Here is a 13,240-nt window from a genome sequence, read left to right on the forward strand (position 1 = left end):
ATTTTCGTAAAACTTCTGTTCAATCTGTCGAGAATTTGATTTTTATCGCCCTTATGCCTGTCTGGCCTTGTTTCATGAGACTTGCTGAAGCACATCTCCTTGTCACTGCTGGGAGAAGAACCGATGAGCCAAGACACGCTTCCGATCGATCATCTCGTTTTGCCGGTTACCGATATCGACCTAGCCCGCGAAAGGCTGGGCAAGCTGGGCTTTACCGTCGCGCCCGATGCCCGCCATCCCTTCGGCACGGAGAATGCCTGCGTTTTCTTTGCCGACAAAACCTATCTTGAGCCGCTCGGTGTTGCGAGCGTCGAGGAGAGCGAGGTGACGGCACGTGAGGGCAATGTCTTCACGGCCCGCGATCAGGCTTTCCGCTTCCGCTGCGGCAGCGAGGGGCTGTCCGCCATCGCCTTCGCCACAGCGGATGCAAAGCACGAACATGCTCGATTCGTGAAGGGCAGCATCAGTGCCGGTTCTGTGCTGCAGTTCGAACGCCCTGTGAAAATGCCGGATGGCACGGAGAGCATTGCCGGCTTCCGGCTTGCCTTCGCTGCCGACCTCCGGGCACCGGATTTCTTTCTCTTCGCTGTCGAACGCATCAACCCGCTTCCCGCCGATCGCGGCGTGCTGGAGGCCCACGCCAATGGCGTGACAGGTATTGCCGAGATCGCGCTCGCAGCCTCCGAGCCGACAGCCTTCGGCGAGTTCCTTCGCTCGGCGGTAAAAGCAGCTTCTGCTGATGTCACGAGTTTCGGGCTGGACGTGCCCACCGGGAACGCAAAGATCAGCCTGATGACCCCGCAGGGGCTGGAGGCCTATTTCGATCTGGCGACGCCGGATATCGATCGCGGCCTGCGCGGCCGGGCAATCCTCTTTGCGGTTGGCGATCTGGCCGTGACAGAAGCGCATTTGGCTGCTAACGGGGTGACCTACACACGCAAGGGCAACCGTATTCTGGTGAAGCCCGCGCCCGGCCAGGGCGTGCTCTTCGCTTTCGAGGAAACATCATGAGCTCCACTACCAATTCCGTTGTGACGGTCGGCGAGGGCGCCGGCAAGGTCACCTTCTCCAATGCCGCACGCCTGTCGCTGATTGCCGGCGCTTGCGAAATGGAAAGCCGCGACCATGCGTTCATGGTTGCCGGCACGTTGAAGGAACTGTGCACCAAGCTCGGCATCGGGCTCGTCTATAAGACCTCCTTCGACAAGGCGAACCGCTCTTCCTTGTCGAGCAAACGCGGTGTCGGCCTTGAAAAGGGGCTGGAGGTTTTTGCCGATCTCAAGAAGGAACTCGGCATTCCGGTTCTGACCGACATCCACACTGAAGAACAATGCGCCGAAGTGGGCAAGGTCGTCGACATCCTGCAGATACCGGCCTTCCTGTCTCGTCAGACGGATCTCCTGGTGGCTGCGGCAAAGACCGGCCGCGTTATCAACGTCAAGAAGGGCCAGTTCCTGGCGCCTTGGGATATGAAGAACGTGCTCGGCAAGCTCAACCAGAGCGGCAATCCGAACATCTTGCTGTGCGAGCGCGGCGCTTCCTTCGGTTACAATACGCTGGTCTCCGACATGCGTTCCCTGCCGATCATGGCAGCAACGGGCGCACCCGTCATTTTCGACGCCACGCATTCAGTCCAGCAGCCTGGTGGGCAGGGGGAAACCTCCGGCGGAGAGCGGCAGTTCGTGGAGACGCTGGCCCGTGCAGCCGTGGCTGTCGGCGTCGCCGGTGTCTTTATCGAAACCCATCAGGACCCGGATAACGCGCCCTGTGACGGGCCGAACATGGTCTATCTCAAGGATATGCCACGGCTTCTCGAGAAGCTTCTCGCCTTCGACGCGATCGCCAAGGCCGCCTGAACGGCAGGCAGCATCAGGCTGCCGCGCGGGACTGGCGCCTTTCCTCCAGTGCGAAGCGGGAGAGCATGCGCCCGAGATGGGACGCCTCGTTGCCGAGATCCTGGCAGGCGGCGTTCGTCTCCTCGGCCATCGCCGCATTCTGCTGTGTCACCTGATCCATACGGTTGACGGCAGCGTTGACCTCGACGAGCGCGACCGACTGTTCCGAAGACGAGCGCACGATCGCTTCGATCAGCGCCGTCACCTGCAGCACCTGGCGGTCTATATCGCCGAGTGCCTCGCCGGTGCGGTTGACAAGTGCCACGCCCGCGGAAACCTGCCGCGACGACGTCTCGACGAGAAGCTTGATCTCCTTGGCGAGATTGGCGGAGCGGCCAGCGAGCTCGCGGACTTCCTGAGCGACGACGGCAAAGCCTTTCCCGGCGTCTCCGGCGCGTGCTGCCTCGACGCCTGCGTTGAGCGCCAAAAGATTGGTCTGAAAGGCGATCTCATCGATGGCGTTGATAATATCGCCGATCCTGACCGCTGATTCCTCGATTTTCTCCATCGCGGTAACCGCTTCGCGAACGATCTCGGCGGAATGCGCCGCACTCTCCTTCGTGGCCGACATCATCGCATTGGCTTCCTGGGCACGCTCCGAGGAGTTTTTCACCGTGACCGTGATCTGATCCAGCGCCGAAGCCGCCTGCTCGAGTGAGGTAGCCTGGCTCTCGGTGCGCTGTGCCAGATCATTGGTGCTGAGTGCGATTTCGCGCGAACTGTCGCCGACCGTATTCGTGGCGGCATAAATGTCCTTCATGGCATCGGAAAGAATGATGATACTGGTATTGAAGGTCTCGCGAAGCTTTTCATAAGTGTTGGCGAACTGCTCGTCGAGACGCACGGTCAGGTCGCCGCGTGAAAGACGCTCCAGGCCGGCGCTCAGGCTCTCGATGACGCGCTGACGCGTGGCATTCTCCACGCTCTTCGATGCGTCGAGTTCGGCATCGCGGCGCATCTGTGCCTGCCGTTCCTCGTCCTGGTGCGCGCGGATGGCGTTCCGTTCTTCCGCCGATTCGCGAAAGACCGTGACTGCACGCGCCATTTCTCCGATTTCGTCGGATCGTCTGACATAGGGAACTTCGCGGGAATAGTCGCCGTTTGCGAGGACCGCCATGTAGTCGCGCATCGCCGATAGCGGCACGATCGCGCGCCGGCGGAACGTGTAGAGCCCGGCAACGATGAGCACGAAGGAAAGCGCGGCGGCGGATAGTGTAACGGTGGAGAGCAGTTCCGTCTGTTCGGCAGCCTGCTTTTCGGCATCCGCCTGGAAGGCGTTTGCCATCGCCACGAGTTCGTTCACGGCCTTTTCGTGAACATGAAAATTCGTCGCAAGCTTGAGGAGCGCCGGTTCGACGGCGGCCTTGTCGCCCTTGAGGATTGCGGGCACCGCCTCCTCATCCATGACTTGCCAGAAGGCATCGCCCTTGACGAGAACATCACCGAGAAGCTTGCGCTTGAGATCGGCGCTGAGCGGCGTTTCTGACCAGTATTTGCGGCGGTCTTCATAAGCCGGCTTCAGAACCGTTCGGATGCGTTCGATATTGGCCGTTGCCGAGGCCGGTTGCTCGACGGCTTCGAGCGCGAGCATGTAGGGTTCGATGACATAGAGCGGCGGCGGGAGAATATCGGCGACGAGATCCTTGCCATAGATGATCTGTTTATACATCAGTCCGTTCACGCGAAGCAGGTTGAACGCGTAATTCTGCAAGCCGATGGAGGTCACCAGTCCGAGGATGACAACGGCACCGAAGATGGCAAGGCTGCGTGCAATATTGAGTTTCATCTGTGCCTCATATGAGATGCCGCCAAGAGAGTCGATAAAATCCCGTAATGGTTGTTTTTTGAGGGAAACCGCAGTTGTTCGTCTCAGCCGTTACTCATTTTCCTGAGCGGCCGGAACGACTGACTTTGAGGGTCTCGCCCAAGCATCTAAAATTAAGTGAGGATGGTTACCGAAGGCTGAAATCAAAGGGCGGGAAGCCGTCCAAAATTGGGGCTGTTGCAGGAATTTTCAGCCGTGGGTTGCTGCCGACGGCGGCGGCTTGCCAACATTCTGCCCGGATAAACAGTTTATCGTTTTTCGATGGGTGGGATATGCTGACCGTCGATTGACTGCCGTTCCCTTCAAAACCCTGACATGATTGTGCTATAGGCCACGTCTGATGCGCTGCCTGAGTGTGCAAAATTGCGGCATTGTAATTTGCGCACCTTCGATTAAGACGGTTTCAAACGATTTATCCACCCACCGAGCAGGAAAAAACCATGACTGCAATTACCGATATCATCGCCCGCGAGATTCTCGATAGCCGTGGTAACCCCACCGTCGAAGTCGATGTCTATCTCGAAGACGGCAGCATGGGCCGTGCGGCTGTTCCCTCGGGTGCTTCTACCGGCGCGCATGAAGCCGTCGAACTGCGCGATGGTGGCAAGCGCTATCTCGGCAAGGGTGTTGAAAAGGCCGTCGAAGCCGCCAACACCGAAATCTTCGACGCCATCGGCGGCATCGATGCTGAAAATCAGATCCAGATCGACAAGATCATGATCGAGCTCGACGGTACGCCGAACAAGTCGCGCCTCGGGGCCAATGCCATCCTCGGCGTTTCGCTCGCTGTTGCCAAGGCTGCCGCGGAGGCTTCCGGCCTGCCGCTCTACCGCTATGTCGGTGGCGCTTCGGCCAGCCTGCTGCCGGTTCCGATGATGAACATCATCAACGGTGGCGCACATGCCGACAACCCGATCGATTTTCAGGAATTCATGATCCTGCCGGTTGGTGCAGACTCGATCCGTGAAGCCGTCCGCATGGGCTCGGAAGTCTTCCATACGCTGCGCAAGGAACTCGCCGCCCAGGGGCACAACACCAACGTCGGCGACGAAGGCGGTTTTGCACCGGGCCTGAAGAGCGCTCCGGAAGCCCTCGATTTCATCATGAAGTCGGTTGAGAAAGCCGGCTACAAGCCGGGCGAGGACATCTATCTCGGCCTCGATTGCGCCTCGACGGAATTCTTCAAGGACGGCAAGTATGTGATGGAAGGCGAAGGCCGCACGCTCGAACCGGGCGCAATGGCCGAATACCTCGCCGAACTCGTCGGCAAGTATCCAATCATTTCCGTCGAAGACGGCATGGCAGAAGACGATTGGCAAGGCTGGAAGACGCTGACCGATCTCGTCGGCAAGAAGTGCCAGCTCGTCGGCGACGACCTGTTCGTCACCAACTCGGCTCGCCTGCGCGACGGTATCCGCATGGGCGTCGCCAACTCGATCCTCGTCAAGGTCAACCAGATCGGCTCGCTGACGGAAACGCTCGATGCCGTCAACACCGCGCACAAGGCAGCCTACACCGCCGTCATGTCGCACCGCTCGGGCGAAACGGAAGATTCCACGATCGCCGATCTCGCAGTTGCCACCAACTGCGGCCAGATCAAGACCGGCTCGCTGTCGCGCTCGGATCGCCTTGCCAAATACAACCAGCTGATCCGCATCGAAGAAGGTCTCGGCCCGCAGGCTCAGTATGCCGGCCGCTCTATCATTCGCGGCTAATACGAACTGATAAATCAGGCATTTGGAACCCGCGCTTCGGCGCGGGTTTTTTGTTGAGTCTGCCCAGGAAGGGTTTTGAGTCAACGAACGGTTAATCTCTGCGCGCTAAATTGAAACGATTGGTAATGCGTTAGAGCATGCGTGTATGTGGACAAAGCATCATAAGAAGAGAAAGACCGGCCGCTTCGTCATTCCGGCCATGACGGTCGCCTTCCTCTCCTATTTCGGTTATCATTGCATTCACGGTGACTATGGTCTGCGTGCGACGGAGGCGTTCGAGCGCCAGCGTGTCGCGCGTGAGAAGGAATTGGCCGTGCTGAAGGTCAAGCGCGAGCATCTGGAGGCGCAGGTAGCGCTCTTGAGTGATGGTTCGCTGGACAAGGATATGCTCGACGAAAAGGCGCGATATCAGCTCAATATGTCGCGCGCGGATGAGATTGTCATTTACAATCACTACCGCAATTAACCGAATCTAGGTTAATCAAAAATTCCTGTTTTTTATCAATAATTTACCTGCGAATATGAGCCATGCAATTATGGCATTGCTGTGGTCATTTTTCTTCCCTATGGTACGCGCCACCTGAGAACCGATAAACCCATAGGGAGGGTTGAATGGCGTTGCGCAAAACCGCGACCGTTTCCAGCCGCAAAAACAGTGCGAAATCCGCAGCCAAGGCATCGAATGGCGGTCCGATCGCCGATTTCGATCGCGACGAGGAGCTGAAGGCTTATCGCGAGATGCTGCTCATCCGTCGTTTCGAGGAAAAGGCGGGCCAGCTATATGGCATGGGCTTCATTGGTGGTTTCTGTCACCTTTATATCGGCCAGGAAGCTGTCGTCGTCGGCATGCAGATGGCGCAGAAGGAAGGCGATCAGGTCATCACCGCCTATCGCGACCACGGTCATATGCTGGCTACGGGCATGGAAGCACGCGGCGTCATGGCCGAGTTGACCGGCCGCCGCAACGGCTATTCCCACGGGAAGGGCGGTTCGATGCACATGTTCTCCAAGGAGAAGCATTTCTACGGCGGTCACGGCATCGTCGGCGCACAGGTTTCGTTGGGAACGGGCCTTGCTTTTGCAAACCGCTACCGCGGCAATGACAGCGTCTCGATCGCCTATTTCGGTGACGGCGCCGCCAACCAGGGCCAGGTCTACGAGAGTTTCAACATGGCTGCTCTCTGGAAACTGCCGATCATCTACATCGTCGAAAACAACCGCTACGCCATGGGCACCTCGACGGCCCGTGCTACCGCGCAGTCGAACTATTCGCTCCGCGGCTTCGGCTTCGGCATTCCCGGCATGCAGGTTGACGGCATGGATGTTCGCGCCGTCAAGGCAGCCGCCGATGAGGCGCTCGAGCACTGCCGCTCGGGCAAGGGTCCGATCATCCTGGAAATGCTGACCTATCGCTATCGTGGTCACTCCATGTCCGACCCGGCGAAGTACCGCACCAAGGAAGAAGTGCAGAAGATGCGCTCCGAGCAGGACCCGATCGAGCAGGTCCGTCTGCGCGTGATGGAGAAGGGCTGGGCGACCGAAGACGATCTGAAGGCGATCGACAAGGAAGTCCGCGATATCGTTGCCGACAGCGCCGATTTCGCCCAGGCCGATCCGGAGCCGGATGCATCCGAGCTCTACACCGACATTCTGCTCTAATCGGGGAGGGAACCCATGCCTATCGATATCCTCATGCCCGCCCTTTCTCCGACGATGGAAGAAGGCACGCTGTCCAAGTGGCTCAAGAACGAAGGCGACAAGGTCACGTCCGGTGACGTCATTGCCGAAATCGAAACCGACAAGGCGACGATGGAAGTCGAAGCCGTCGATGAAGGCGTCATCGGCAAGCTGCTCGTTCCGGCCGGCACCGAAAACGTCAAGGTGAATGCCAAGATCGCTATCCTGCTTCAGGACGGCGAATCCGCCGACGCGATTTCCGCCGCTCCGGTTGCCGCTCAGCCGGCTCCGGCCGCTGCGGCACCCGTTGCCCAGGAAGAAAAGCCGGCTGCTGCTCCGGTCCCGGCCGAGCCCAAGGCTTTCGTGCCGAACGATCCGGAAATTCCCGCCGGTACCGAGATGGTGTCGATGACGGTGCGCGAAGCCCTTCGTGACGCCATGGCCGAAGAAATGCGGGCCGATGACAGCGTCTTCGTCATGGGCGAGGAAGTTGCTGAATACCAGGGTGCCTACAAGGTTACCCAGGGCCTTCTGCAGGAATTCGGCGCTCGCCGCGTTATCGACACCCCGATCACCGAGCACGGCTTTGCCGGTGTCGGCGTCGGTGCCGCCATGTCGGGCCTGAAGCCGATCGTCGAGTTCATGACCTTCAACTTCGCCATGCAGGCGATCGACCAGATCATCAACTCGGCTGCCAAGACGCTCTATATGTCGGGCGGCCAGATGGGCGCTCCGATCGTCTTCCGCGGCCCGAACGGCGCTGCTGCTCGCGTCGGCGCCCAGCACAGCCAGGATTATGCCGCCTGGTACAGCGCGATCCCCGGCCTCAAAGTCGTCATGCCCTACACGGCATCCGACGCCAAGGGCCTGCTGAAGGCCGCGATCCGCGATCCGAACCCGGTTGTCTTCCTCGAAAACGAAATTCTCTACGGCCAGCACTTCGATGTGCCGAAGCTCGACAATTTCGTGCTGCCGATCGGCAAGGCCCGCATCCACCGTCCGGGCAAGGATGTCACGGTCGTCTCCTTCGGTATCGGCATGACCTATGCCACGAAGGCGGTTGCCGAACTCGAAAAGATCGGTATCGATGTCGAACTGATCGACCTGCGCACCCTTCGTCCGATGGATCTTCCGACGGTCATCGAATCGGTCAAGAAGACCGGTCGTCTGGTCACCGTCGAGGAAGGTTACCCGCAGAACTCCGTCGGCACGGAAATCGCCACGCGCGTCATGCAGCAGGCCTTCGATTACCTCGATGCGCCGATCCTGACGATTGCCGGCAAGGACGTACCGATGCCTTACGCTGCCAACCTCGAGAAGCTCGCGCTTCCGAATGTCGGCGAAGTGGTCGATGCGGTGAAAGCCGTTTGCTACAAATAAGGGGAGGGCCTTTCGATGCCGATCAATATCACGATGCCCGCCCTCTCTCCGACCATGGAAGAAGGCAATCTGGCCAAATGGCTGGTCAAGGAAGGCGATAAGGTCAAGTCCGGCGATGTGATCGCCGAGATCGAAACCGACAAGGCGACGATGGAAGTCGAAGCCGTCGACGAAGGAACGGTCGCCAAGATCGTCGTCGCGGCCGGCACCGAAGGCGTCAAGGTCAATGCCCTGATCGCCGTTCTCGCCGCTGATGGCGAAGATGTCGCCGCTGCTGCAAGCGGCGCCGGCTCTGCCGCTCCGGCACCGAAGGCTGCCGCTGCTCCGGCGCAGGCCGAAACAAAGGCTGAGGCCGCACCTGCTCCGGCACCGTCGGCTCCGGCGTCGGCTGCAGTCTCTTCGAACGGCGCACGCACCTTCTCCTCTCCGCTTGCCCGCCGTCTTGCGAAGGAAGCCGGTATCGATATTTCCGCCGTTGCCGGCACCGGTCCGCATGGCCGTGTCGTCAAGAGCGATATTGAGGCTGCCGCTGCAGGTGGTGGCGCCAAGGCGGCCCCGGCTGCTGCTGCAGCTGCCCCGCAGGCTGCTGCACCGGCTCCGGCCGCTGCCGCTCCGAAGGGCGCTTCGGACGAAGCCGTGCTCAAGCTCTTCGAGCCGGGCTCCTACGAGCTCGTGCCGCATGATGGCATGCGCAAGACGATTGCCCGTCGCCTCGTCGAATCCAAGCAGACCGTTCCGCATTTCTACGTTTCGGTCGATTGCGAACTCGACGCGTTGATGGCGCTGCGTGCCCAGCTGAACGACGCGGCCCCCCGCAAGGACGGCGCTCCGGCCTACAAGCTTTCGGTCAACGACATGGTCATCAAGGCTATGGCTTTGGCGCTGCGCGACATTCCGGATGCCAACGTCTCCTGGACCGAAAATGCCATGGTTAAGCACAAGCACGCCGATGTCGGCGTGGCTGTCTCGATCCCTGGCGGCCTGATCACCCCGATCGTCCGCAAGGCCGAGGAGAAGACGCTGTCGACCATCTCCACCGAGATGCGCGATCTCGGCAAGCGTGCCAAGGACCGCAAGCTGAAGCCTGAGGAATATCAGGGCGGTACGACATCGGTCTCCAACATGGGCATGATGGGCGTGAAGAATTTCGCAGCCGTCATCAACCCGCCGCATGCGACGATCCTCGCTGTCGGCGCGGGTGAACAGCGCGTCATCGTCAAGAAGGGCGAAATGGCGATTGCGACGGTCATGACCGTGACGCTCTCGACTGACCATCGCTGCGTTGACGGTGCTCTCGGTGCTGAACTGCTGCAGGCCTTCAAGGGCTACATCGAAAATCCGATGGGCATGCTGGTCTAAGCAGGACGCGGGAGGGCGAACATGACGAAGACTGTTCTTTGCTATGGTGACTCGCTGACCTGGGGCTATGACGCCGACACGATCGGCCGTCATGCCTATGAGAACCGCTGGCCGAGCGTGCTTCAGGCAACGCTCGGAAGCGGCGCGCGCGTCATCGCGGAAGGCCTGAACGGCCGCACCACCGCCTTTGACGACCATCTTGCCGATTGCGATCGCAACGGCGCACGCATTCTGCCGACTGTTCTGCAGACGCATGCGCCGCTCGACCTCGTTATCCTACTGCTCGGCACCAATGACATGAAGCCGGTTGTTGCCGGCTCGGCCTTTGCGGCATGCCAGGGCATCGGTCGCCTGGTGCGGCTGATCCGCAATCATGCCTGGCCCTTCGAATTCGATGGCCCGGAGATCCTGATCGTGGCGCCGCCGGCAATCTGCGCGACGGGCAACGTGCCCTTCGCGGCATCGTTCCCCGGTGGTATCGAGGAATCGGCAAAGCTTCCGACGCTTTACCGTGATCTCGCTGATGAACTCGGCTGCGGCTTCTTCGACGGCAATTCCGTCGCCAAGACGACGCCGATCGACGGTATTCACCTCGATGCGGAGAATACGCGTGCGCTCGGTCGTGGCCTTGAGCCCATCGTGCGGATGATGCTGGGCCTCTGACGATGACTGCCTTTCTCGCTCTCCGACAGGCCTCCCGCCGGGATGCTTCGGAACTGGCGATCCTGGCGGATATTGCTTCTCACGGCTTTGCCTCATGGCTCTGGTTTGCCGATGTCGCAAGCGGCATGAGCGATACACCGCTGGAGCGGGGCCGGCTGAAGATGAGCGACGAGGCGCTCGGCGGCTGGAAGAACGCCGTCATCGGCGAGGCCTATGACGAGATCGCCGGAATGGCGATCGGTTACGAAGTGGATGAAGGTATACGCGATCTCGAAGCGCGGCATCCGGCCATAGAGCCGATGCTGGCGATGCAGAGATCGGTGATCGGAAACTGGTTCATTGGCAGTCTCGCGGTCTATCGCCATATGCGCGGTATCGGCATCGGCAAGAGGCTGCTGGAAGATCAGCTCGCGAGGGCAGACGGGCTGCCGGTCAGCCTGATCACGTCGGATAGTAACGAAGCGGCTCTGTCGCTTTACGGAAGAAACGGATTTTCGGAAGAGGTGCGCATGAATGCCGTGCCGCTCTTCGATAACAGCAAAAAGCACGCATGGGTTCTCATGACCCGTGCGGGAGCGTAACAAAGGCAGGAAAGCAATGGCTCAATCCTACGACGTCATCGTCATCGGTTCCGGTCCCGGCGGTTATATTGCCGCCATCCGCGCCGCACAGCTCGGCCTCAAGGTCGCCTGCGTCGAGCGCGAACATCTCGCCGGCATTTGCTCCAACTGGGGTTGCATTCCGACCAAGGCGCTACTGCGCTCGGCTGACGTCCTGCATACCGCCCAGCACGGCAAGGATTACGGCCTGGTGCTTGAAGGCACGATCAAGCCCGATATCAAGGCGATCGTCACCCGTTCGCGTGGTATTGCGCATCGCATGAACAACGGCGTCGGCTTCCTGTTCAAGAAGAACAAGGTCGATGTCATCTGGGGTGAGGCAAAGATCACCAAACCCGGCGAGATCGTGGTTTCCAAGACGACGAAGAAGCCGATGGAGCCGATGGGCCCGGTGCCGAAGAATGCGCTCGGCGAAGGCACCTATACGGCCAAGCACATCATCGTTGCGACCGGCGCCCGTCCGCGTGCGCTGCCGGGCATCGAGCCGGATGGCAAGCTGATCTGGACATATTTCGAAGCGATGAAGGCCGATGAATTGCCGAAGTCCCTGCTCGTCATGGGCTCGGGCGCCATCGGCATCGAATTTGCAAGCTTCTACCGCACCCTGGGCGTCGACGTCACCGTCGTCGAAATCATGAGCCAGGTCATGCCGGTCGAGGATGCGGAAATCTCCGCTCTCGCCAAGAAGCAGTTCGAGCGTCAGGGCATGAAGATCCATCTGGAGGCCAAGGTCACCAAGGTGGAGAAGGGCGCAAACTCGATCACTGCCACCATCGAGAAGAAGGATGGCACGACGGAAACGATCACCGCAGACCGTATGATTTCGGCCGTCGGCGTGCAGGCCAATGTCGAAGGCATCGGCCTAGAGGCTATCGGTGTGAAGACCGATCGCGGCTTCATCGCCATCGATGGCTACGGCAAGACCAACGTGCCCGGCATCTACGCGATCGGCGACGTTGCCGGCCCGCCGCTGCTGGCCCACAAGGCTGAGCATGAAGGCGTCGTCTGTGTCGAAAAGATTGCCGGCCTGCCGAACGTTCATCCGATGGACAAGCTTAAGATCCCGGGCTGCACCTATTGCAACCCGCAGGTCGCATCTGTTGGTCTCACAGAAGCAAAGGCCAAGGAGCAGGGCCGCGATATCCGCGTCGGTCGCTTCCCCTTCAGTGCCAACGGCAAAGCCGTGGCGCTCGGCGAAGACCAGGGGCTGGTCAAGACGATCTTCGACAAGAAGACCGGCGAACTGCTCGGCGCCCACATGGTCGGCGCTGAAGTCACCGAACTCATTCAGGGCTTCGTCGTCGCCATGAACCTGGAGACGACGGAAGAAGAACTGATGCACACGATCTTCCCGCATCCGACCATTTCGGAGACGATGAAGGAAAGCGTGCTCGATGCTTACGGCCGCGTTCTGAACGCTTGATAATTTCCTGGTGCGCCCTCTATCCCCGGAGTGAAAAATCCAACCTGCTCCGGGGTGGAAAAAACGAAAGGAAATCATCATGTCTATGGGTACGCAGTCGCTTCTCATCTTTCTGCTGATCGGCCTGGTCGCGGGCTTTCTCGCAAGCCTGGTCGTCGGCGGTGGTGGGTTGATACGGTGCCTGCTCAGCGGCATCATCGGCGCGTTCGTGGGCGGGTTTTTGTTCAATGCATTGGGGATTTCTCTGGGCATTGAAAATGCATTGGTGGTTCAAATCATCCACGCCACTGTCGGCGCCATTGTCGTGGTGCTGATCGCAAGGGCGATAGCGTAGGGTAACGGACGGATGGAAAGCATCGGCTGGATTTCGGCAATCATCATCGGCGGACTTGCGGGCTGGCTCGCGGGAAAGCTGATGGAGGCGCGTTATGGCATCCTGCTGAACATCGTGCTCGGCATTGTCGGCTCGGTTGTCGCGACCGCCGTCCTGGCGCAGTTCCATATCGAGGTTGTCGGCGGCAGGCTCGGCTATTTCGTGACGGGTTTTATCGGCGCCTGCCTGCTGATATTCCTCGCGCGTCTGGTACGAAGATAAAGCGCGAAGATAGAGCGCATCACGTTGAGATCGAAAGATTTGAACAAAGGAATGATGCGCAATATGACAATCCGGGCCGCATGGGCGG

Annotated in this window: 13 protein-coding genes; 12 read left to right on the forward strand and 1 reads right to left on the reverse strand. The window is 59.8% G+C overall.

The window, feature by feature from the left end; all coding sequences use genetic code 11:
• Window positions 1-123 precede the first annotated feature (123 nt).
• Both PMI11_RS24200 and kdsA read left to right on the forward strand, forming a co-directional pair.
• The gene (locus PMI11_RS24200) at window positions 124-1,011 is read left to right on the forward strand and encodes a VOC family protein (protein ID WP_007822433.1); all 888 of its coding nucleotides are present in this window, start codon (window positions 124-126) and stop codon (window positions 1,009-1,011) included.
• The gene (gene kdsA / locus PMI11_RS24205; RefSeq protein WP_007822434.1) at window positions 1,008-1,856 is read left to right on the forward strand and encodes a 3-deoxy-8-phosphooctulonate synthase; all 849 of its coding nucleotides are present in this window, start codon (window positions 1,008-1,010) and stop codon (window positions 1,854-1,856) included. The genes PMI11_RS24200 and kdsA overlap by 4 nt, the downstream gene beginning before the upstream one ends.
• Window positions 1,857-1,869: 13 nt before the next feature.
• Here the strand turns inward: kdsA and PMI11_RS24210 are convergent, their stop codons facing one another.
• Window positions 1,870-3,681: a methyl-accepting chemotaxis protein gene (locus tag PMI11_RS24210; RefSeq protein ID WP_007822435.1), complete on the reverse strand. Its 1,812-nt coding sequence runs from the start codon at window positions 3,679-3,681 to the stop codon at window positions 1,870-1,872.
• A gap of 479 nt (window positions 3,682-4,160) precedes the next feature.
• Here PMI11_RS24210 and eno point away from each other — a divergent pair, with 479 nt between their 5' ends.
• From eno to PMI11_RS24260, 10 genes are all read left to right on the forward strand, one after another.
• On the forward strand, window positions 4,161-5,435 hold the full coding sequence (gene eno, locus PMI11_RS24215; RefSeq protein ID WP_007822437.1) for a phosphopyruvate hydratase: 1,275 nt from the start codon (window positions 4,161-4,163) through the stop codon (window positions 5,433-5,435).
• 145 nt (window positions 5,436-5,580) lie between these two features.
• The gene (locus PMI11_RS24220) at window positions 5,581-5,901 is read left to right on the forward strand and encodes an FtsB family cell division protein (protein WP_007822443.1); all 321 of its coding nucleotides are present in this window, start codon (window positions 5,581-5,583) and stop codon (window positions 5,899-5,901) included.
• Between the two features lie 146 nt (window positions 5,902-6,047).
• Complete coding sequence (gene pdhA / locus PMI11_RS24225; protein WP_007822445.1) at window positions 6,048-7,094, forward strand: pyruvate dehydrogenase (acetyl-transferring) E1 component subunit alpha; 1,047 nt, start codon at window positions 6,048-6,050, stop codon at window positions 7,092-7,094.
• A gap of 15 nt (window positions 7,095-7,109) precedes the next feature.
• Entirely contained in the window at window positions 7,110-8,492 is a 1,383-nt protein-coding gene (locus PMI11_RS24230) for a pyruvate dehydrogenase complex E1 component subunit beta (protein ID WP_007822447.1), read from the forward strand.
• Between the two features lie 15 nt (window positions 8,493-8,507).
• Window positions 8,508-9,851 (forward strand): pyruvate dehydrogenase complex dihydrolipoamide acetyltransferase, encoded by a 1,344-nt coding sequence (locus PMI11_RS24235; RefSeq protein ID WP_007822450.1) that lies wholly within the window; start codon window positions 8,508-8,510, stop codon window positions 9,849-9,851.
• Between the two features lie 21 nt (window positions 9,852-9,872).
• The gene (locus PMI11_RS24240) at window positions 9,873-10,514 is read left to right on the forward strand and encodes an SGNH/GDSL hydrolase family protein (RefSeq protein WP_007822452.1); all 642 of its coding nucleotides are present in this window, start codon (window positions 9,873-9,875) and stop codon (window positions 10,512-10,514) included.
• Window positions 10,515-10,516: 2 nt separating this feature from the next.
• Window positions 10,517-11,095 carry a GNAT family N-acetyltransferase gene (locus tag PMI11_RS24245; RefSeq protein ID WP_007822454.1) on the forward strand — a complete coding sequence of 193 codons (579 nt, stop codon included), beginning with the start codon at window positions 10,517-10,519 and terminating at the stop codon, window positions 11,093-11,095.
• Window positions 11,096-11,111: 16 nt separating this feature from the next.
• Window positions 11,112-12,557, forward strand: a complete 1,446-nt coding sequence (lpdA, locus tag PMI11_RS24250) for a dihydrolipoyl dehydrogenase (RefSeq protein WP_007822456.1) — start codon at window positions 11,112-11,114, stop codon at window positions 12,555-12,557.
• Between the two features lie 79 nt (window positions 12,558-12,636).
• On the forward strand, window positions 12,637-12,891 hold the full coding sequence (locus PMI11_RS24255) for a GlsB/YeaQ/YmgE family stress response membrane protein (RefSeq protein ID WP_007822459.1): 255 nt from the start codon (window positions 12,637-12,639) through the stop codon (window positions 12,889-12,891).
• Between the two features lie 12 nt (window positions 12,892-12,903).
• On the forward strand, window positions 12,904-13,152 hold the full coding sequence (locus tag PMI11_RS24260; protein ID WP_007822461.1) for a GlsB/YeaQ/YmgE family stress response membrane protein: 249 nt from the start codon (window positions 12,904-12,906) through the stop codon (window positions 13,150-13,152).
• Window positions 13,153-13,240 lie beyond the last annotated feature (88 nt).

It is taken from the genome of Rhizobium sp. CF142, assembly GCF_000281145.1.
Taxonomy (GTDB): domain Bacteria; phylum Pseudomonadota; class Alphaproteobacteria; order Rhizobiales; family Rhizobiaceae; genus Rhizobium.